This is a genomic window from Luteibacter sp. 9135 (assembly GCF_000745005.1).
Lineage (GTDB): Bacteria > Pseudomonadota > Gammaproteobacteria > Xanthomonadales > Rhodanobacteraceae > Luteibacter.
Genome location: NZ_JQNB01000001.1, coordinates 59,225 through 79,941, shown reverse-complemented (window position 1 = coordinate 79,941; position 20,717 = coordinate 59,225). Strand labels below are relative to the sequence as shown.

General features: G+C 66.3%; 22 protein-coding genes. All 22 read left to right on the top strand.

The window, feature by feature from the left end:
* The first annotated feature begins 11 nt into the window (after positions 1 to 11).
* The 22 genes from flgK (at position 12) to fliR (ending at position 20,717) form a co-directional block, all read left to right on the top strand.
* On the top strand, positions 12 to 1,883 hold the full coding sequence (gene flgK / locus FA89_RS00345) for a flagellar hook-associated protein FlgK (protein WP_036137029.1): 1,872 nt from the start codon (positions 12 to 14) through the stop codon (positions 1,881 to 1,883).
* Positions 1,883 to 3,079 carry a flagellar hook-associated protein FlgL gene (flgL, locus tag FA89_RS00340; protein ID WP_036137027.1) on the top strand — a complete coding sequence of 399 codons (1,197 nt, stop codon included), beginning with the start codon at positions 1,883 to 1,885 and terminating at the stop codon, positions 3,077 to 3,079. The genes flgK and flgL overlap by 1 nt, the downstream gene beginning before the upstream one ends.
* Before the next feature lie 310 nt (positions 3,080 to 3,389).
* Positions 3,390 to 4,844: a flagellin N-terminal helical domain-containing protein gene (locus FA89_RS00335; protein ID WP_036137024.1), complete on the top strand. Its 1,455-nt coding sequence runs from the start codon at positions 3,390 to 3,392 to the stop codon at positions 4,842 to 4,844.
* 136 nt (positions 4,845 to 4,980) lie between these two features.
* Positions 4,981 to 6,342: a flagellar filament capping protein FliD gene (gene fliD / locus FA89_RS00330; protein ID WP_036137021.1), complete on the top strand. Its 1,362-nt coding sequence runs from the start codon at positions 4,981 to 4,983 to the stop codon at positions 6,340 to 6,342.
* 18 nt (positions 6,343 to 6,360) lie between these two features.
* A complete protein-coding gene (gene fliS, locus FA89_RS00325; protein WP_036137018.1) occupies positions 6,361 to 6,777 on the top strand; it encodes a flagellar export chaperone FliS in 417 nt (138 codons plus the stop codon).
* A complete protein-coding gene (locus tag FA89_RS00320) occupies positions 6,774 to 7,070 on the top strand; it encodes a flagellar protein FliT (protein ID WP_051938425.1) in 297 nt (98 codons plus the stop codon). Before fliS ends, FA89_RS00320 begins: the two co-directional genes overlap by 4 nt.
* A 28-nt stretch (positions 7,071 to 7,098) precedes the next feature.
* On the top strand, positions 7,099 to 7,674 hold the full coding sequence (locus FA89_RS00315) for a PilZ domain-containing protein (RefSeq protein ID WP_051938424.1): 576 nt from the start codon (positions 7,099 to 7,101) through the stop codon (positions 7,672 to 7,674).
* 290 nt (positions 7,675 to 7,964) lie between these two features.
* Positions 7,965 to 9,389 carry a sigma-54 interaction domain-containing protein gene (locus FA89_RS00310; protein WP_036143313.1) on the top strand — a complete coding sequence of 475 codons (1,425 nt, stop codon included), beginning with the start codon at positions 7,965 to 7,967 and terminating at the stop codon, positions 9,387 to 9,389.
* Between the two features lie 67 nt (positions 9,390 to 9,456).
* Positions 9,457 to 9,786: a flagellar hook-basal body complex protein FliE gene (fliE, locus tag FA89_RS00305; RefSeq protein ID WP_036137015.1), complete on the top strand. Its 330-nt coding sequence runs from the start codon at positions 9,457 to 9,459 to the stop codon at positions 9,784 to 9,786.
* Between the two features lie 51 nt (positions 9,787 to 9,837).
* Complete coding sequence (gene fliF, locus FA89_RS00300) at positions 9,838 to 11,550, top strand: flagellar basal-body MS-ring/collar protein FliF (RefSeq protein ID WP_036137012.1); 1,713 nt, start codon at positions 9,838 to 9,840, stop codon at positions 11,548 to 11,550.
* A 13-nt stretch (positions 11,551 to 11,563) separates the two neighbouring features.
* Positions 11,564 to 12,553, top strand: a complete 990-nt coding sequence (fliG, locus tag FA89_RS00295) for a flagellar motor switch protein FliG (RefSeq protein WP_221174347.1) — start codon at positions 11,564 to 11,566, stop codon at positions 12,551 to 12,553.
* A complete protein-coding gene (locus FA89_RS00290; RefSeq protein ID WP_051938423.1) occupies positions 12,553 to 13,224 on the top strand; it encodes a FliH/SctL family protein in 672 nt (223 codons plus the stop codon). The genes fliG and FA89_RS00290 overlap by 1 nt, the downstream gene beginning before the upstream one ends.
* Entirely contained in the window at positions 13,221 to 14,582 is a 1,362-nt protein-coding gene (gene fliI, locus FA89_RS00285) for a flagellar protein export ATPase FliI (RefSeq protein WP_036137006.1), read from the top strand. The genes FA89_RS00290 and fliI overlap by 4 nt, the downstream gene beginning before the upstream one ends.
* A complete protein-coding gene (gene fliJ, locus FA89_RS00280) occupies positions 14,582 to 15,019 on the top strand; it encodes a flagellar export protein FliJ (RefSeq protein WP_036137004.1) in 438 nt (145 codons plus the stop codon). The genes fliI and fliJ overlap by 1 nt, the downstream gene beginning before the upstream one ends.
* The gene (locus FA89_RS00275; RefSeq protein ID WP_036137002.1) at positions 15,016 to 16,209 is read left to right on the top strand and encodes a flagellar hook-length control protein FliK; all 1,194 of its coding nucleotides are present in this window, start codon (positions 15,016 to 15,018) and stop codon (positions 16,207 to 16,209) included. Before fliJ ends, FA89_RS00275 begins: the two co-directional genes overlap by 4 nt.
* A gap of 200 nt (positions 16,210 to 16,409) precedes the next feature.
* Complete coding sequence (locus FA89_RS00270; protein WP_036137000.1) at positions 16,410 to 16,910, top strand: flagellar basal body-associated FliL family protein; 501 nt, start codon at positions 16,410 to 16,412, stop codon at positions 16,908 to 16,910.
* A 16-nt stretch (positions 16,911 to 16,926) separates the two neighbouring features.
* Positions 16,927 to 17,949: a flagellar motor switch protein FliM gene (fliM, locus tag FA89_RS00265; RefSeq protein WP_051938422.1), complete on the top strand. Its 1,023-nt coding sequence runs from the start codon at positions 16,927 to 16,929 to the stop codon at positions 17,947 to 17,949.
* Between the two features lie 273 nt (positions 17,950 to 18,222).
* The gene (fliN, locus tag FA89_RS00260; RefSeq protein WP_240003940.1) at positions 18,223 to 18,498 is read left to right on the top strand and encodes a flagellar motor switch protein FliN; all 276 of its coding nucleotides are present in this window, start codon (positions 18,223 to 18,225) and stop codon (positions 18,496 to 18,498) included.
* A gap of 5 nt (positions 18,499 to 18,503) precedes the next feature.
* On the top strand, positions 18,504 to 18,917 hold the full coding sequence (gene fliO, locus FA89_RS00255) for a flagellar biosynthetic protein FliO (RefSeq protein ID WP_240003830.1): 414 nt from the start codon (positions 18,504 to 18,506) through the stop codon (positions 18,915 to 18,917).
* A complete protein-coding gene (fliP, locus tag FA89_RS00250; RefSeq protein ID WP_036136996.1) occupies positions 18,914 to 19,684 on the top strand; it encodes a flagellar type III secretion system pore protein FliP in 771 nt (256 codons plus the stop codon). Before fliO ends, fliP begins: the two co-directional genes overlap by 4 nt.
* Complete coding sequence (fliQ, locus tag FA89_RS00245; protein ID WP_036136992.1) at positions 19,681 to 19,950, top strand: flagellar biosynthesis protein FliQ; 270 nt, start codon at positions 19,681 to 19,683, stop codon at positions 19,948 to 19,950. Before fliP ends, fliQ begins: the two co-directional genes overlap by 4 nt.
* Positions 19,950 to 20,717 carry a flagellar biosynthetic protein FliR gene (gene fliR / locus FA89_RS00240; protein ID WP_051938421.1) on the top strand — a complete coding sequence of 256 codons (768 nt, stop codon included), beginning with the start codon at positions 19,950 to 19,952 and terminating at the stop codon, positions 20,715 to 20,717. The genes fliQ and fliR overlap by 1 nt, the downstream gene beginning before the upstream one ends.

Here is a 20,717-nt window from a genome sequence, read left to right as displayed (position 1 = left end):
GGAACGCAACGATGGCCGATCTGCTCTCCACAGGTGTTTCAGGACTGCTTGCCTCGCAAGTGGGCCTTTCCACCGTCGGACACAACATCAGCAACGTCAACACCGCGGGGTACACGCGGCAGACGACGTCGTTCAATGCGCGCACGCCGGAATACAACGGCGGCTTCTACGTCGGCCAGGGCGCCGATGCGGTCAGCGTGCAGCGCGCCTATAGCCAGTTCCTCACCCAGTCCATGTGGTCGGCCAACTCGGGCCAGTCGCGCGCGTCGCAGTACGCCACGCTCACGGCGTCGGTCAATAACGTGGTCAGCGGCTCGGCCAACCTGCAGACGGCGCTGGACGGCTTCTTCGGCGCGGTCAGTGACGTCGCCAACGCGCCGGTGGATACCGCCAGCCGGCAGGCGCTGCTGGGCAAGGCCAGCACGCTGGTGTCGACCTTCCGTTCGCTGTCCTCGCAGTTCCAGCAGCTCGATCAGCAAAGCAACGCGCAGATAAGCAATGCGGTGGATTCGATCAACGCGCTGACCAAGAGCATCGCCGGCCTCAACGGGCAGATCCAGCAGGGCTATGCGGGCGGCGCGGTGCCGAACGACCTGCTTGACGCGCGTGACCAGGCGGTTTCCCAACTGTCGCAGCTGGTCGGCGTCAGCGTCACCCAGAACGACAACCACATGGTCACCGTAACGGTGGGTAACGGGCTGTCGCTGGTCAACGGCACCGATTCCGCCCAGCTGTCCACGGCGGCCAACGTCTACGATTCTTCCCGGCTGGAAGTGACCGGCCCCGGCGGCTCGGTGATCAGCAGCCAGCTCGGCTCGGGCTCCCTGGGTGCCACGTTCGACTTCCGCACCAATGTTCTCGACCCGGCGCGCAACCAGCTCGGTCGCTCCGCCATCGCCATGACCGCTGCCTTCAACCAGCAGCACGCGCAAGGCATCGACCTCAACGGCGCAGCCGGCGGCAACTTCTTCACGATCGCCAATCCGGCTGTCTACAACAGCACGGCGAACAAGGGCACCGGTTCGATCACCGCTACCGTCGCCGATCCGTCCAAACTCGATGCCTCCGACTACGTGCTGCGCTTCGATGGCGCCCAGTGGACGGCATCGACGACGGCCGGCGCCACGGTGCCGATGACCGGCACAGGATCGGCCACCGATCCGTTCAAGATCGGTGGCCTGTCGATGGTGGTCGGCGCGGGCGCGGTGGCCGGCGATTCCTTCCAGATCCAGCCGACCCGCAATGCCGCGTCGTCCATGAGCGTGGCGATCAGCGATACCAGCAAGATCGCCGCCTCCGGCCCGCTCGCCGCCCTCAAGGGCGCGTCCAACACGGGCAAGGCGACGCTGGGCAACCTCACCGTTACCGATGTCGCCAATCCGGCGTTCAACACGCCGGCCAGCATCGTGTTCACGTCGCCCACCACCTATACCGTCAACGGCGGCGCCGCGCAGACCTACGCCTCCGGTGACACCATCACCGGCAATGGCTGGACGCTAAAGCTTTCCGGCGTGCCGGCCGCTAACGATACGTTTAGCGTGAAGCCCGCCGGCACGGCCAGCGGCGACAACGGCAACGCGCTGGCGTTGGCGAACGTCGCCAACAAGGGCATCCTCGACAACGGCGTGACCACGGTGGGCAAGTCGTATAGCCAGTTGATCGCGCAGGTGGGTACGGCCGGTTCGCAGGCCAACACGGCGCTGTCCGCGCAGCAGAGCATCCTCGACCAGGCCACGGCGTCGCAACAGAGCCTGTCCGGCGTCAACATGGACGAGGAAGCCGCCAATCTCCTGCGTTTCCAGCAGGCCTACTCCGCGTCCGCCCAGGTGATCACCACGGCGAACACCATTTTCCAGTCCCTCCTGAGCGCGGTGAGAAACTGATGCGTATTTCGACGTCATGGGGTGCCCAGCAGTCCGTCAACAGCATGCTGGACCGGCAGTACCAGCTGTCGCAGACGCAGCTCGCGCTGGGCAACGGCAAGGCCATCCAGTCGCCGGCCGACAACCCGGCCGCCGCCGCGCGCTCCGTGGACATCAGTGCGGCCAGCGCGCAGAACGACCAGTACACGCGCAACATCAACTCGGCCACGACGCGACTGTCGACGGAAGAAACCGCGCTGTCGTCCGCCGGCAACATCCTCGATCGCGTGCGCACCCTCACCTTGCAGGGCGTCAACGGCACACAGACCGACCAGTCCCGGCAGTCGATCGCTACTGAACTGCGGCAGACGCTCAACCAGCTCGTGGCACTGGGCAATACCAAGGACGGGCAGGGCGAATACGTCTTCGCCGGCAGCCGCACCACCACACAGCCTTTTACGATCGACGGCTTGTCGGTCAGCTACGGCGGCGACCAGACCCAGCGCATGGTGGCCGCGGCCGCCGGCCTGCAGGTCGCCACCGGCGACAGCGGCGACGACGTCTTCATGGCGATCCGCGGCGGTAACGGCACCTTCGTGACCTCGGCCGCGGCCGCCAACACGGGCACGGCGGTGGTCGGCTCCACCTCGGTCACCGACGCCACGCAGTGGGATGGCGGCCAGTACTCGGTCAACTTCACGTCGGCCACCACGTATGAAGTGCATGACGCCACCAATCCGACCGGGCCGGCGCTGTCCACGGGCACGTATACGGGCGATGTCGGCACGATCAACTTCAAGGGCGCGCAGCTCAATGTCACGGGTACGCCCGCGACGGGCGACTCCTTCAGCGTAGGGCCGTCCTCCTCGCAGGACGTCTTTTCAACCATCGCGGGCATCATCCAGGCGTTCGAAGCGCCAGGCGGCAGCGCGGCGATGAACAACCAGGTCAACGGGCAGCTGCAGAACCTCGACCAGGCCTCCACGAATTTCATGAACACGCGTACCCGCATCGGCGCACGCATGAACACGCTGGATCAGCAGTCGGACATCGGCTCGGACGTGAAGTTGTCCTACGACAGCACGCTTTCGGACCTGAACGACCTGGACTATGCCAGCGCCGCCAGTAAGTACACGCAGCAGCAGACGGCATTGGATGCCGCCCAGCAGTCCTACGTGAAGATGCAGAACCTCTCGCTGTTCAATTACCTGAAGTAGTCGATCGCTCCATCCGTAAAACCGTGCGTATGCGTCGAGGCAGGGTGGCCTGCCGATGCCACTTACAAGGTTTCAGTCGATCAGTCCTAAACCCTTTCGGGGTGCTGCCGATAAATTGACTGAAGGGGCCTGGGCGTCACCATCCGAGCCCCTCGAAGCAAGAAAGTAGTTGACAGTTAGAAAAAGCTCTCAAGTTTCCTCCCGGCGTGCCGTAAACCTCTCTGAGGCGGAAGGCTTCCTTCACGGAACCCCGCCGGACTACGCCGCACAACCTCCGGCATTTCGGTTCCGCTTAAAAAGGATCAATCCCATGGCACTGACCATCAACACCAATATCATGTCGATGAACGCTCAGCGTAACCTGAGCATGACGCAGACCAAGCTGTCTTCGGCCATCGAGCGTCTCTCGTCGGGTAGCAAGATCAACAGCGCGAAGGACGACGCCGCCGGCCTCGCCATCTCCACCCGCATGACCACTCAGATCAACGGTCTGAACCGCGCGGTGCAGAATGCCAACGACGGTATCTCGCTGTCGCAGACGACTGAGTCGGCTCTGGACGAAGTCACGAACAACCTGCAGCGCATCCGCGAGCTGGCCGTGCAGTCCACCAACGCGTCCAACTCCTCGTCGGATCGCGCCGCGCTCGACGCCGAAGTGCAGCAGCGCCTCTCGGAAGTCACGCGTATCGCCACGCAGACCAACTTCAACGGCATGAAGGTCCTGGACGGTTCCGCCCAGAACCTCAGCTTCCAGGTCGGCGCGAACGTCGGTGAAGTCATCAACGTCAGCCTCAACCAGGGCATGAAGTCCAACCAGGTCGGCCAGCTGGCCGCCGGTTCCGCCACCCCGCCGCTCGTCGCCACGGCCGCCGTCGCCGGTACCAAGGGCACGACCGTCGCTGGCTCGGCCACGACCAACTTCGACTTCTCGACCACCGCGTCGTCGTTCTCGGTCAATGGGCAGACGGTCACGCTGAACCAGAACTACACCAACGCCGCTGGCCTCGCCACCGCGATCAACACCCAGCTTTCGGCCAACGGTTCCGGCGCGTCGGCTACCCAGACGGGTGGTACGTTCACCTTCACCAACACGGCCAACGGTGCGACGTCGCCGACCGTCGCTGGTGCAGGCGCCGCCGCGCTGTTCGGTACCACGACCTCGACGGCCGGTACGGCCGACGTCGCCGTCGGCGATGCCACGCCGATCACGCTGGCTGCGGGCGACCTGACCCTGAAGGTCGGCAGCAACGCTGCATTCAGTGTCACCGGTACCTTCAAGTCCACGCAGGACATGGCCGACGCGATCAACTCGAAGTCCGGCGAAGGTATCAATGCCTATGTCGCCACCGATGGCTCGCTGAAGTTCGCGTCCTCCTCGGCCATCACCGTCGGCGGCACCAAGGCAGCGGCCTCGGGCTTCACCGCTGGTACTGTCGCCGTCTCGACCACCTCCACCCTGGCCGATTCCAGTGTGAAGACGGTCGATGGCGCCAACGACACGATCAACCGCATCGATGCCGCGCTGCAGTCGGTCTCCGACCTGCGCTCCACCCTCGGCGCGGTGCAGAACCGCTTCGAGTCGACCATCTCCAACCTGCAGAACATCTCGCAGAACCTGAGCTCGTCGAAGTCGGCCATCACCGACACCGACTTCGCCCAGGAAACCGCGAACATGTCCTCGGCTCAGATCCTGCAGCAGGCCGGTGTCTCCGTCCTCGCCCAGGCCAACCAGAGCCAGCAGATCGTCACCAAGCTGCTCCAGTAACAGCGGTGACACCGCCACCCCGGGTCATCCCGGGGTTGGCAGGGTAATTGCTTAGTTGTCCATGGCTGGCTCCAAAAAGGGGCCAGCCGTCGGCAAATTGGCGCCCAGGCAGTGAGGCGTCTTCACGGAGAGTCTCATGGCCACCGGTTCAACCAGCGTCTCGATCGGCTCCAGCTCTATCGACGTCACCTCGATCGTCAACAACCTCGTTGCCAACAAGCGCGCGGCCAAAGACAAACAGATCGCCGCGGCGCAGAGCAGCACCACCACCCAGATTTCGGCGATCGGCAATTTCAACTCGTCCCTGACGAGCTTGCAGTCCGCCATCAAGGCGCTGAGCGACGGCACTGCGTTCAAGGCGCAGAAGACCACGGTCGGCGACTCCACCATCCTTACGGCTACAGCCGACGCCTCGGCTAAGCCCAGCGTCTATAACGTCAACGTTACCCAGCTCGCCGCATCGCAGAAGACCACCTCGGTGGCCTTTACCGATGCGAAGACGGCGGTGGGTACGGGCACCCTCACCCTCGCGGTGGGCTCGAAGTCCATGAGCGTCGACATCACTGCGCCGGCGAACACGCTGCAGGACGTCCGCGACGCGATCAACAACTCCAAGAGCAACCCTGGCGTCAGCGCCTCCATCGTCACCGGCACCGATGGCGCCCACCTCGTGCTCACCTCGCTGACTACCGGCGCGGCGAACGCCTTCACCGTCACGTCCAGCGGTGGCGACGGCGGGCTGGCCAAGCTCAATTTCGACCCCAGCACGTCCACGCCGACGATCAAGGCTCAGGATGCCCTGTTCACCATCGACGGGACCGCGGCCAGCAGCGCCACCAATACCACGGGCGTGGCGATTGACGGGGTCACGCTTTCGCTGGCCAAGGTCGGCACCAGTAGTGTCACGATCGCGACGGACACCAGCGCCGTCAGCACGGCGATGCAGTCGCTGGTCACGTCCTATAACTCGTTCGTGTCCACGTACAGCACGCTGACCAAATACGATGCGACCAACCAGCAGGTCGGCGCCCTGATCGGCGACGCTACGATCAACTCGATCAAGAACCAGGTCTCCACGCTTCTCGGCTCACAGCTCACCGGTGCCACCGCCAGCCCGCGGTCGCTGAGCGACCTGGGCGTCCAGTTCCAGGTGGACGGCACACTGAAGTACGACGCCACCAAGCTGACCGGCGCCCTGGCGACCAATCCGGGTGGCGTCCAGGCACTGCTCAGCGGCAGCAGCGGCATCGCGCCTAAGCTCGACGCGCTGATCACCGGCTGGACGTCCTCCAGCGGCATCCTGACCCAGCGTACGACCAACCTGAACCAGAAGATCAAGGATCTGACCGCTCAGCAGACCGCCTATGACCGGACCATCAGCGACTACACGACTCGGCTGACCACGCAGTACGGCGCGCTGGACGCGATGATGACCAAGCTCAGCAACACCAGCAGCTTTCTGACGCAGCAGTTCGATTCGCTGTCCAAATCGTCCTGATAAGGACAGGAAACCGACATGGCACTTGGATACTCCCGCGGCGCTGGCGCTTACCAGCAGATCCGCACCGGTGGTGGGCTCGAGCAGGCCGATTCGCATGGCCTCATCACCTTGCTTATGGATGGCGGCCTCGAGCGCATCCGGCTCGCGCAGGCCTGCATGGCCACAGGCAACGTCGCGGGCAAAGGCGAGGCCATATCGAAAACGATCGAGATCGTCGGCGGCCTGCAGTCGGGGCTGAACCACGATGTCGACTCGCCGCTGGTGGGCCAGCTCGACGCCCTTTACGACTATATGAGCCGTCGTCTCCTGCACGCCAATCTGCATAGCGATCCGGACGCCCTCGATGAGGTGGCCCGGCTGCTCGGCCAGATCCGTGCGAGCTGGGTCGCCATCCCGGCCGAGGCGCGGCAGGTGGCCGGGGCCGGCGCATGACCGACGCCACGTGGTGCGACCTGCCTCGCGTGCTCGACCTCACCGAGTCCATGCATGCGGCCGCCAGCGAAGGCCGCTGGGATGTGCTGACCGCCCTGGAAGCCGAGCGTGAGCCCGTGCTGATGCAGGGCAGCATGCGTCCGGCGCCGGAAACCCTCGAGTCGCTGAAATCGATCATGCTCCTCGACGGCCTCATCAAGGACTTGGTGACCGCCGCGCGCGACGAGACCGCCGCGCAGTGGGACGAGTCGCGCCGCGTGCGCCGCGCCGTTGCCGCGTATAGTTCGTTCTGACCTACTCAATGGCATGGCGGGCGGTCGGATGACTGACGAATCGTGGAAGGCCTTTGCCGACCGGGTAGCCTGGGACTCGCGCTTCCATGCCGTCTGCCTGGCCGCCGAACGGCCGGACATCACCGAACTGGCCCTCATCAACGACCGTAACGCCAGTGTGCTGGTGGCGGTGTCGGCCCTGATGGACCGGCGTAGCGACACCGGCGAGGACGATAGCCCGCTGACCCAGGAAGTGGCTCGCCTGGACGCCAAGCTCAATGTCCTCATGGAAATCGTCAACCGCCTTCTGCTGCCGCAGGCCGGGCTTCCACCGCGCATTCCCGTCCGCGTGAATGCCGCCGGTGCCGCACTGCCCTGGGACGGACTGCCGCCGGTTGGCGCGCCCGTCATGCTCAAGCTCCACTTCGATGCCTGCCGGGCGCTGCCCCTGGAATTGCCTGGCCTGCGGATGGCCGGTCCCACAGACGGCAAGGGCTTCGTCGCCTTCGACGGCCTCACCGAGGCCGTGCGGGATGGCATCGAGCGCCTGGTTTTCCGCCAGCACCGGCGGCAGGTGGCCGAGGCCAGGGCCCACGCACGGCCCCAGGACAGCTCAGGGGAGTGAAGTGACCTTTTACGTCACGTGACGTTGGAACGTCGCGTGGCGTCCTGCGTCACATTCGTGACGCGTGTTGTCACGGCTGACGTTGGTGCGTCGCTTCACGGGCTACTCACGCGACATGAAGGGTTTCCTCACGTCGTCTGGCGCCCCTTCCGGACATGGATTGAGGCCCGATAGCGCCGGAATTCCGACGTTGGCACGCTCCTTGATTGATACCTTGCAACGAAGGCGACGGGATTCCATCGCGAACCCGGTCAGGGGCCTTCGATCACATGCAACGTGAGGTATCCCAGGTGAAGTCTTCCAACTTTCTCGTCGTCGAATCCGACGCTTCCCGCGCGGAAGCCGCTGCCTCCGCGCTGGCGTTCCTGGGCTACCGTCCGGTGCTTGCCAGCCGCATGCAGGCGGCCGATGCCGCCGACGGCTGGCGCGGCGCCTATGTCGGCACGGTGGATGACGAAGCCCAACTGGAAGGCTACCTCGCTGCCTTGGGCCGTCACGGCCGCAACCTGCCGCTGCTGGTGTCCGCCGACTCCCCGGTGGCCAGCGCGCTGACCGCCGGCGACGAAGCACAGACCCAGCATATCGAGTTGATCGAGCTGCCGCTGCGCTACGAGCGCCTGTCCGAAGCCCTGCGTACCCTGCAGGCGCGCATGCAGCCGGTAAATAACAACCTTCGTTTCGTCGGTCAGTCGGGCCCGATGCAGCGTGTCAACGCGCTGATCCGCCAGGTGGCGCCGTTCGATTCGAGCGTGCTGGTGCTGGGCGAGTCGGGCAGCGGCAAGGAACTGGTCGCCCGCACCATCCACGAATGCTCGCCGCGCCGCGACAAGCCGTTTGTCGCCATCAACTGCGGCGCGATTCCCGCCGAGCTGCTGGAAAGCGAGCTGTTCGGCCACGAGAAGGGCGCCTTCACCGGCGCGATCAGCACCCGCAAGGGCCGCTTCGAGATGGCCGAGGGTGGCACGCTGTTCCTCGACGAGATTGGCGACATGAGCCTGCCGATGCAGGTGAAGCTGCTGCGCGTCCTGCAGGAGCGCGTGTTCGAGCGCGTCGGCGGCAACCGTCCGCAGCGCTGCGACGTGCGCATCATCGCCGCGACCCATCGCGACCTCGAAGGCGCGATCGAGCGTGGCGGCTTCCGTGAAGACCTTTTCTACCGTCTCAGCGTGTTCCCGCTGGAAATGCCGCCGCTGCGCCAGCGCCTGGAAGACCTGCCGGCCCTCATCACCGAGTTCAACCAGCGGCTGGTGCAGCGCGGCCTCACCTCGGTGCGCTTCGCGCCCAGCGCCATGGCGGCACTCTGCCGCCATCCGTGGCCCGGCAACGTCCGCGAGCTGTCCAATCTGGTGGAGCGCATGGCCATCCTGATGCCCCAGGGCGAGGTGCGCGGCGCCGACCTGCCGGAGAAATACCGCGGCGCGCTGCCCATCGAGGAAGTGTCCGGTGCCGCGCTGATCGCCATGATGGAAGCCGAGCCCGAGGTGGTGGCCGAAGCCTTCGGCTTCGCAGGTGAGATGGATCCGGCGGTGCTGCCGCAGGGCGGCCTCGACCTCAAGGACCACCTCGCCGGTATCGAGATCGGCCTGATCCGCCAGGCGCTCAACTCGGCCAACGGCGTCGTGGCGCATGCGGCCAAGCTGCTCCGCGTCCAGCGCACCACCCTGGTCGAGAAACTGCGCAAGTACGGCCTTTCCGAGACCGTGCAGGTCGGCTGAGTTCCATCGTCTTGGCACACCTCGTGCATCGGGTGTCGGTAAGCCGATAACGCGTTGGAAAACCGTCATGACCACGATCGATGTGAACAGCCTGCTGCTCCAGATGCGCCGCATCAGCGCGCAGACCGAGATGCCCGCGATCCGCGGCGTCGGCGAGACGGGGCAGGCGGCAAAGGGTTCGTTCGGCGATGTCCTCAAGCAGTCCATCGAGGGCGTGTCGCAGTCGCAGGCCAAGGCGGCGCAGATGTCCTCCGCGTTCGAACGTGGCGATCCGGGTATCGATCTGGCGCAGGTGATGATCCAGGGCCAGAAGGCCGATCTCTCGTTCCGCGCCATGACCGAAGTGCGCAACAAGATGGTCGATGCGTACAAAGAAATCATGAACATGTCGGTCTGATCGTCCTGATCACACACCGCACGCGTCACCTCACAGGATTCCGGTTCCCCCATGGCAGATAACGGCGTAGCCAACACGGATAGCAACGCGTCACGGCGCATGGACTCATTGAAGTCCCTGTCGCAGACGCCCGCGGCACGGCAGCTCTTCATGCTCGCGGGTATCGCCGGCGCGGTGGCCATCGGCATCGCCGCCGTCATGTGGTCGCGCGCACCGAACTACGGGCTGCTTTACGGCGGCCTGGAACAGAAGGATGCCGCTGCGGTCACGCAGGCGCTGCAGGCGGGCAACACGCCCTATACGCTGAGCACCGACGGCAGCTCGATCTTCGTACCCGCCGCCGATGTCGCCGGCGTGCGTCTCAAGCTGGCCGGCCAGGGCCTGCCGCAGGGCAGCGCCGCCGCGGCCCTGCCACAGGCCGATTCGCCGTTCGGCATGAGCGACATGGCCGAGAGGTCGCGTTACCAGTCCATGCTGGAGACCGACCTCTCCAACACCATCGCCGGTTTGCAGTCGGTGCGTGGTGCCCGCGTCCATCTCGCGCTGCCCAAGCCGTCCGCCTTCGTGCGCGACAACAAGCCGGCGTCGGCGTCGGTGGTGGTGTCGCTGTATCCGGGGCGCCAGCTCGATCAGGGCCAGGTGGCCGCGATCGTCCACCTGATCGCCGCCAGCGTGCCGGAGCTGGACACCCGCCAAGTCTCGGTCATCGACCAGACCGGCAACCTGCTCACCGTCAGCGATCCGGACAGCGCCTCCGCCATCGGCGACAGCCGCCTGCGCTTGTCCAACCGCATCGAATCCACGTACACGCAGCGCGTCGAAGACCTGCTCACGCCGCTGGTGGGTGCGGGCAAGGTGCGCGCGCAGGTGTTCGCCGACCTGGATTTCTCCCAGACGGAGAAGGCCAGCGAAACGTTCAACCACGACAACCCGGCCCTGCGCAGCGAGCAGACCAGCAGCGACACGCGCACCGAGCCCAATGCCAATGCCAACGCCGGCGTGCCGGGCGCGCTCAGCAACCAGCCACCCAACACTGGCGGCAATCCCACGGCGGCCAATCCGGCGGCGGGCAACGGCAAGCCGGGCGGTCAGAACGCCAGCACGCAGGCGGCCGCCACGCCGACGCAGCAGACGCAGAACGCCACGCGCAACTACGAACTCGACCGCACGGTCAGCCATGTCACCGATCCCGCCGGCAAGGTCGCGCGTCTCTCCGTGGCTGTGGTCGTCGACAACAAGCAGGTGGTGGGTAAGGATGGCAAGTCCACCAGCGTGCCATTCACCCCGGAAGAACTGACCCGGCTGACCGAACTCACCAAGAACGCCGTGGGCTTCAATGCGACGCGCGGCGACAGCGTCAGCGTCATCAACGAGGCCTTCCGCGGCGCCGTGGCGGAAGAAGAGCCGCAGGGCACGCCGTTCTACGAGCGCCCCGGCATGCTCGACCTGATCAAGCAGGGCCTGGGCGTGATGATTGCGCTGATCGTCGGCTTCTTCGTCCTCCGGCCCATCCTCAAGGGCCTGCTGAAGCCCGCGCCGATTATGATGAACAACGTCGCGCTCGCCGGTCCGATGCCCACGGTGTCGGTCATGGTGGACGACGACGACATGACGCCCGACCGTGTCAGCACGTCGCCGCAGCTGGGCTCGCCCGCGCTGCTGGCCTACGAACAGAAGGTCGGCCTGGCCAAGCGCATGGCCGCCGAGAACCCCAAACAAGTGGCGCAAGTCGTGAAGAGCTGGGTATCCGACGATGGCAGCTGATCCGAAAGAGCCCCTGACCGGCGCCCAGAAGGCCGCGATCCTCCTGCTCACGCTCGGTGAGGAAGACGCCGCCGCCATCCTCAAGCACCTGGGTGCCCGTGAAGTGCAGGCCGTGGGCTCGGCCATGGCCGCCCTGAAAAACGTCAGCAAGGAGCAGGTCGAACTGGTGCTGACCAAGCTGCAGGACGATGTCGGCCAGCACACCTCCATCGGTGTGGGCACCGAGGAATACATCCGTCGCATCCTGGTCAACGTGCTGGGCGAGAACAAAGCCGGTGGCCTCATCGACCGCATCCTGCTGGGTCGCAGCAGCAAGGGACTGGAATCCCTCAAGTGGATGGAAAGCCGGGCCATCGCCGAAATGATCGGCCAGGAGCATCCGCAGATCATCGCGCTGGTCATGGCACACCTCGAATCCGACCAGGCCGCCGAGGTGATCGGCTACCTGCCCGCGCGCACGCGCAGCGACGTGGTGATGCGTATCGCCACGCTGGATGGCGTGCAGCCGCATGCGCTGAACGAGCTCGACGAAATCATGGAGCGCCAGTTCTCCGGCAACTCCAACAAGCTGAAGTCGTCCACGGTCGGTGGACTCAAGGCCGCGGCCGACATCCTCAATGCGATGGAGACCGCGCGCGAGGCCGAACTGATGGCCTCCATCCGCGGCATCGACTCCGGCCTGGGCGAGCGTATCGAGGAGCTGATGTTCGTCTTCGACGACCTGGCCGACCTGGACGACCGCAGCATGCAGACGCTGTTGCGGGAAGTGCCCTCGGCCCGTCTCATCACGGCGCTCAAGGGTGCCGAGGTTGCCATCCGCGAGAAGATCTTCGCCAACATGTCCAAGCGTGCCGCCGACATGCTGCGCGACGACCTGGAGGTCAAGGGTCCGGTCCGTCTTTCCGAGGTGGATGCGGCGCAGAAGGAAGTGCTGGCCACCGCGCGCCGTCTGGCTGACGCGGGCCAGATCAATCTCGCCGGTGGCGGGGAAGAGTTCGTCTGATGAGCCTCACCTCGATCCTCGCCCGCGAACGCGTCGACCAGTTCGAGCGCTGGGAGCTGCCCCTGGTGGGTGGCGCCGTGCCGCACGAGGTGGCAGAACCCGAAGACGAAGGCCCGCACCGTCCCACCGTCGCCGAAATCGAATCGATCGAGCGCCAGGCGCGCGAGGAAGGCTTCAATGCCGGCCTCAACGAAGGGCGTGCGATGGCCCGGCGCGAACTGGAAGCCCAGGTTGCCCGCCTCGATGCCTTGTTCGCCGCGGTGGAGCGCCCCTTTGCCGACCTGGACGCCGATGTGGCCGGCGACCTCGCCATGCTGGCCACGATCATCGCCGAGCGCGTGCTCGGCCACGACATCGCCACGCGTCCGGAAACCATCCTGGAGGTAGTCCGCCAGGCGGTGGACGTGCTGCCGGCCGGCAGCCGCCAGTTGAAGATCCATCTGAACCCCGCGGACGCCGCCATCGTGCGCGAGCACCGCGCGTCGGCCGACCATGAGGGCACGGTGGTGGACGACGCCACGCTCCAGCGCGGCGACGTACGCCTGGAAAGCGAACATTCGCGTCTGGATGCACGGGTGCGTACGCGCCTGGCCGCCGTGATCGACAGCGTGCTCGACGGTCGGGCTCCGTCCGACGAGTCGCAGGACGAACCGCAGGACGAGCCGGCATGAGTGCCGAGTCGCATAACGCCTCCCGTATCGCGCACTGGCGTGAATCGCTGGCTGCCCAGCGTGCCAGCGCCGAGGGCGTCCGCCCGATGCAGGCCGAAGGCAAGCTGCGCCGGGTGGTCGGCCTGACACTCGAGGCCGTGGGTTGCGAGGCGCCCGTCGGCGCGCGCTGCATGGTCTCGTCGGCCGACGGCAAGCAACTGGAAACCGAAGTCGTCGGTTTCTCCGACGGCCGCCTGCTGCTGATGCCCACGGGCGAAATGCACGGCGTGCTGCCGAATGCGCGCGTGACCCCGGTGGCCGCCATCTCCGGCATTCCGGTGGGCGACTCCCTGCTGGGTCGCGTCATCGGCCCGGATGGCGTGCCGCTGGACGGGCAGGGGCCGTTGCTGGCCCGTGAACGTGCGCCGCTGCGTCGTGCGCCCATCAACCCGATGCTTCGCCGGCCGATCGACACACCGCTCGACGTCGGCGTGCGCGCCATCAATGCCCTGCTCACCGTGGGCCGCGGGCAGCGCATCGGCCTGTTCGCCGGCTCCGGCGTGGGCAAGTCCACCCTCATGGGCATGATGACGCGCTTCACCGATGCCGACGTCGTCGTGGTTGGTCTGATCGGCGAGCGCGGTCGCGAGGTCAAGGAATTCGTCGACCACACGCTGGGCGAGGAAGGTCGTCGTCGCGCCGTGGTGGTCGCCGCCCCGGCGGATGCGCCGCCGCTGAGCCGGCTGCGCGGCGCCCAGGTGGCCACCGCCGTGGCCGAGCATTTCCGCGACCAGGGCAAGCGCGTGCTGTTGTTGATGGATTCGCTGACGCGTTACGCCCAGGCGCAGCGCGAGATCGCCCTGGCCATCGGCGAACCGCCAGCGACCAAGGGCTACCCGCCGTCGGTGTTCGCCATGCTTCCCGCGTTGGTAGAGCGCGCGGGCAACGATGCCGAGGGCATCGGCTCGATCACCGCGTTCTACACCGTGCTAACCGAAGGCGACGACTATCGTCACGACCCCATCGCCGACTCCGCCCGCGCCATCCTCGATGGTCATATCGTGCTGTCGCGCGACATGGCCGAGGCCGGCCACTATCCGGCCATCGATATCGAGGCCTCCATCAGCCGCGTCATGCCGGCGGTGGTCAGCAAGGAGCACATGCGCTCGGCGCAGCGGTTCCGCCAGGTGTACTCCGCGTATCGCCAGCAGCGCGACCTGATCGCCGTGGGCGCGTACCAGAAGGGCAGCGATCCCCGCACGGACGAGGCCATCGCCCTGTATCCGCGTCTTTCCGCGTTCCTCCAGCAGGAAACCGACATGCCGGTGAACCTCGCCGAAGCCGAGGCGGAACTGGTCGACGCCGCGAGTGCCGGCTGATGGCGTCGCGCGCCGACCGCCTGCAGCCCGTCGTCGACCTGGCGGCCGAGAAGGCGGAGGAAGCGACGCGGGTACTCGCCTCGCACCAGCGCGCGCTGGCCGAGAGCGAGCATCAACTGGTCGAGTTGCGTCGTTATCGCAACGAATACGCCTCCATGCCCGACGGCATCGGCGTCAGCGCGTTGCTCAACCGCCAGCAGTTCCTGCAGAAGATCGACATGGCCATCGTGCAGCAGCTGGGCGAGGTGCAGCGACGCGAGCAGGCGCTGGAGCATGCGCGGCAGGGCTGGTCCGATGCGCGCGGACGCGCCAAGGCGCTGGATTCGGTCACCGTCAAATACCGCGAGCAGGAGCGCAAGTCGCAGGACCGGCGCGAGCAGGAACAAGCCGACGAGCGCTCGCAATACCGCAAGAACCCTACCGGAAGAACCGCATGAACAACGCCAACGTCGCCCTCAATATCGCCCGCCCGGTCAGCCAGGCACCCTCGTCCGCTTCGGCGAAGGCGACGGACGATACGACGCCGTCGAAGCGCTTCGATGCGGTGCTCGGCAATGCCCATGCGCAGGTACATGCGCAGGCCCATGCGAGTACGCACGCCACGCCGCACGCGGATGCCGGCCGCGCGGCAGCGCGTACGGACAACAGGAACGATGCGCGCACGGCGAAGCAGGACGCCGGTGACGACAAGGACGCCGACGCCGGCGCCACGTCCCATACCGCCGCGGCGGACGACAAGTCGGCCGCCGCGAAGCAGGACGCCACGGCCGCGAAGGACGAACCGAACAAAGACGACGCCTCCGACGACGACCATTCCATCGCCACGACGATGCTTGCGCTGATCGGTGTACCGCCCAAGGTCACGGAACTGGCGACGAAAACACTCGGCGCGCTCAAGGACGCCGGCGGCAAGACCGGCGACCTGACCGCCGGTGCGCTGGCCATGGGCCTGCCGCTGGCTGATGGCGTGCCGGCCCCGGCCGGCGGCGATGCCGCCAAGGCGCTGCTCACCTCGACCGATACCTCGGCCTCGTCCGGCGTGCTTGCGGCCACGGCATCGCCTGTCGCGGTATCGCCGCTGGCCACGCTGCTCGCCGCCCGCGCGGCGGTGACCACGGGTGCCAAGGACGACGTGGCATCCGATCCGACCGCGAGTCCCATGCCCCTGGTGCATACGCCGGGACTGGCCCCCGTGGATGGCGCCATGGTCCAGGTGCAGGCCACGCAGGCCGCCACCGCGCCGCAGTTCGCGCAGGAACTGGGCGAACAGATCGCGTGGATGGGCAGCGGCCAGATCAAGGAAGCCCGGATCAAGCTGCACCCGGAAGAACTCGGCAGCATGGACGTGCGCGTGAGCATGGAGGGCGGCAAGGTCAATGTGGCCATCCTCGCCCAGCATCCGGCCGCCGTGCACGCCGTGCAGCAGACGCTGTCGCAACTGGACAGCATGCTCGCCCACCATGGCCTGTCCCTGGGCCAGGCCGATGTCGGCCAGCAGCAGGCCGGGCAGGGCCGTCAGGGCACGAGCGACGGCGGTAACGGGCAGGGCGGAACGGACGAGCCTGCCGTCGCCACGGTGCTGGCCACCTCCCGCGTGTCGCGGGGCCTGGTCGACGAGCGCGCCTGAGGGCGCTTCGGCGGCATTGCATTGGCGCGCGTCAAGCTTTCGACGCGCCACGGCGAACCGCCCGGACGCCCGTGCCGCGTCGCAGGGCGGTTTCCGCTAGCCGCATCGCCTGACCCCGGCTGGCACGTCGCTTGCAATAAGCCCCTCGGGCCCATCGGGCAACGATTCCACCGCATTCGCACCACAGAGGTTTTTCAGGCATGGCCGACGTAGAACAGGACGCCCCCGAGGGCACCCCGAAGAAAAAGAAGGGCAAGGGCAAGTTGCTGGTCATCGCCGCGATCGTCGTGCTGGCGGCCGGTGGCGCCGGTGGCTGGTTCATGATGAAGGGCGGCCACGGCAAGCCGGGCGCCGCGGCGGCCGCGGAAGCGGCCAAGGCCAAGCCGGCCGTCTACCTGCAGATGGACCCGGCCTTCGTGGTCAATTTCCAGGACGAGAACGCGCTGCGCTTCCTGCAGATCGGCGTCAACGTCATGTCCCACGACCCGGAAGCGATCGCCGCCGCGAAGGAAGCCGATCCGGAGATCCGCAACGCGCTGCTGATGCTGTTCTCGGCGCAGGACGTCAAGAGCCTTTCCGACGTGAAGGGCAAGCAGAAGCTGCAGGCGGCCGCGCTGGCCGAAATCCAGCGCGTGCTGAAGGAAAAGATCGGCCGTCCGGGTGTGGATGCCGTCTACTTCACCAGCTTCATCATGCAGTGACGGGAAGCCAACGGCGATGAGCGACATTCTCACCCAGGAAGAAATCGACGCGCTGCTGGCCGGTGTGGAAGGCGGGGCCGTCGATACCGAGGTCGAGCTTCCGCCGCCCGGTGGTATCCACGATTACGATTTCACCCAGCAGGACCGCATCGTCCGCGGTCGCCTGCCCACGCTGGAAATGGTCAACGACCGTTTCGCCCGTTATTTCCGCGCCAACCTCTTCAACGTGCTGCGCAAGTCGTGCGAAGTCTCGGTGCTGGGCGTGAAGATGACCAAGTTCAACGAGTACGTGCATTCGCTCGCGGTGCCCAGCAACCTCAACCTCATCCGTATCAAACCCCTGCGCGGCACTGCCCTGATGGTGTTCGAGCCGCGCATGGTGTTCACCGTGATCGACAACTTCTTCGGCGGAGACGGCCGCTACCACGCGCGCATCGAGGGCCGCGACTTCACGCCCACCGAGAACCGCGTGATCCAGATCGTGCTGGCCGAGGCCTTCACGGCCATGGCGGAAGCCTGGGCGCCCGTGCTGAAGATGCAGTTCGAGTTCCTCAACTCGGAGATCAATCCGCAGTTCGCCAATATCGTCAGCCCCACCGAGACGGTGGTGGTGTCGCGCTTCCACATCGAGCTGGATGGCGGTGGCGGCGAAGTGCACCTGACCTTGCCCTATTCGATGGTCGAGCCGATCCGCGAACTGCTGGACGCGGGCGTGCAGAGCGACCGGGCGGAGCGCGACGAGCGCTGGATCCAGAACCTGCACGAGGAAATCCTCGACGCCGAGGTGGAGATCACCTCCATGCTGGCCGAGGCACGCCTCACCATCGGCGACTTCCTGCACCTGCGCAAGGGCGACATCATTCCGATCTCGTTGGCCGAAACGGCCACCGTGTTTGCCGAGGACGTGCCGATCTTCCGCGGCCGCATGGCCAACTCCGGGGGCAACAAGGCGGTGCAGTTCGAGTCGCTGATGCGCAAGCGCGGCGAGGGCAGGGCCATGCCCGTGACCACCACCGAGCCGATGCCCGTACTGGCGTGATACGCCGTCAATGGACCGGCATGGTGTCTTAGTGCCGTCGAGCGTCAGGTTTCCGGCGAGTGTCACTTTCCGGTCGTAGCCCGCGACCGGAGAGGGATGGGCAAGGCACTGAGTGCACACGGAAAATTGACGATTCCTTTCGCTTTTCAGGCATGGCACGCCGTTTGCTTTCTACGTTCCGTATCCCGGTAAATCACTTCTGGAACGGACATGAACGAACCCTCCCCGCTCGACTCCATCGAAGGCGCATCCGACGCCTCCCTCGCCCGCACCATGGGACTGGGCAACGAGGTGAACCTCGATGTCATTCTCGATGTGCCGGTGACGATGGCCATGGAAGTGGGTCGTACCAAGATCAGCATCCGCAACCTGCTCCAGCTCAACCAGGGCTCGGTAGTGGAACTGGACCGCGCCGCCGGCGAGCCGCTGGACGTGTTCGTCAACGGCACCCTGGTCGCCCACGGCGAAGTGGTCGTCATCAACGAAAAATTCGGCATCCGGCTGACCGACGTGATCAGCCCGGCCGAGCGCGTCCGCAAACTGCGGTGACCGGCATGCGCCGCATCTTCGCCGTCCTTGCGGGCGGCTTCCTTCCCTGCGCCCTGATGGCGGCCCCGGTCGCCCCCGCGCCGGTCGATACGGGCGCCGACGTGGTCCGCGTCCTCGTCAGCCTGCTCGGCGTCGTGGCGCTCATTTTCTTCGTCGGCTGGATGGCCCGTCGTGCCCAGGCGCGCGTCAGCCCGGGCGGCCGGAAGATTCGCGTCATCGAATCGATGCCAGTCGGCATCAAGGAGAAGGTCATGCTGATCGAAGTGGGCGGGACACAGCTTTTGGTCGGGGCCTCGCCCACCGGCGGCCTGCGCACGCTGCATGTGCTGGCCACCGCGGTGCAGGACGATCCCGGCGCCGCCACGCCGCCGGCGCTGCGCGGCTTCCGCGACGTGCTTGCCCAGTGGAAACGGCCATGACCGCCCGCCGCCGTCACCCGCTGCTACGCTGGAGCGCTTTCGTGCTGCTCCTGCTGCTGCCCCTGGCCGCGTTCGCCGCGGACCCGCCGCCGGGCATCCAGCTGCTGAACGTACAGCCGGGCGCCAACGGTGGCCAGACCTGGTCGCTGTCGATCCAGATGCTGGCCCTGATGACCGCGCTGACCGCGCTGCCGGCGCTGCTGCTGATGATGACCTCGTTCACCCGGATCATCATCGTGCTGGGCTTCCTGCGCCAGGCGCTGGGCACCAACAGTACGCCCCCTAACCAGGTGATCCTGGGGCTGTCGCTGTTCCTGACGCTGTTCGTGATGTCGCCGGTGATCAACAAGGCCTATGACAGCGGCATCAAGCCCTACATGGACGGCCAGATGAGCGTGCAGGATGCCCTGCCGCTGGCCGGTGCGCCGTTCCGCCACTTCATGCTGGAGCAGACCCGCGAGCCCGACCTGCAGCTGTTCACCCGCCTGGCGGGCGAGCAGCCCTATGCCGACAAGGACGCCGTGCCCTACCGCGTCGCGCTGCCCGCGTTCGTCACCAGCGAGCTGAAGACCGCTTTCCAGATGGGCTTCCTGCTGTTCATCCCGTTCCTCATCATCGATCTGGTGGTGGCTTCGGTGCTGATGTCCATGGGCATGATGATGGTGTCGCCGATGATCATCTCGCTACCGTTCAAGATCATGCTGTTCGTGCTGGTCGACGGGTGGACCCTGTTGCTGGGGACCCTGGCGGGGAGCTTTTACCAGTGACACCGGAATCCGTCATCGCCTTCGGCCAGCAGGCGCTGCACATCGCCATGCTGATCGGCGCGCCGCTGTTGCTCACCGCGCTGGCGGTGGGCCTGCTGGTGGGCATGATCCAGGCCGCGACGCAGATCAACGAACAGACGCTCAGCTTCATCCCGAAGCTGATCTGCATGGCGCTGGTGATGATCGTCACCGGCCCGTGGATGCTGCGCACGCTGGTGCAGTTCACCCGTACCCTGATTGAAAGCCTGCCCCAGGCGGTGCGTTGATGCCGATCGACCTCAGCCAGCTGGAAGGATGGGTGGGGGGTGCCCTCTGGGCGCTGGCGCGTATCTCCGGCCTCATGCTCATGGCGCCCGTGCTGGGCTCCAACATGATCCCGATGCGCATCCGGATCGGCCTGACCATCCTGCTGACCGTGACGCTGGCGCCCCTGGCGCCGCTGGATATCCGCCCGCTGTCGGCCGCCGGCGTCGCCGTGCTGGCCCAGCAGGTGCTCATCGGCGCCGCCCTGGGCTTCATCCTCAAGCTGGTGTTCGAGGCGGTGGCTTTCGGCGGCCAATTCGTCTCGCAGGCCATGAGCCTGGGCTTCGCCGAAACCGTGAATCCGGGCGTGGGCGGCACCACGCCGGTGATCAGCCAGTTCTACACCATGCTGGTGACCCTGCTGTTCCTGGTGATGAACGGCCACCTGCAGCTGATCTCGCTGCTGGCCGACAGCTTCCGCACGCTGCCTGTGGGCACGCAGGGGATCGGTGCGGAAGGCCTGTGGGGTGTGCTGACGTTCGCCACGCACCTGTTTGCGGGTGCGGTGCGGGTGGCCCTGCCGGCGCTCACCGCGGTGCTGGTGGTCAACCTCGGCTTCGGTGCGATCAGCCGCTCGGCCCCGTCGATGAACCTGTTCGCCGTCGGCTTCCCCATCACCATCTGCCTGGGCGTGCTGGCCGTGTGGCTGTCGCTGCGGGCGCTGCCCGGCGCGTTCGAGTCCCTGCAGGTCACCGCCTGGACCGCCATGCGCCAGTTGATCGGGAGGTAG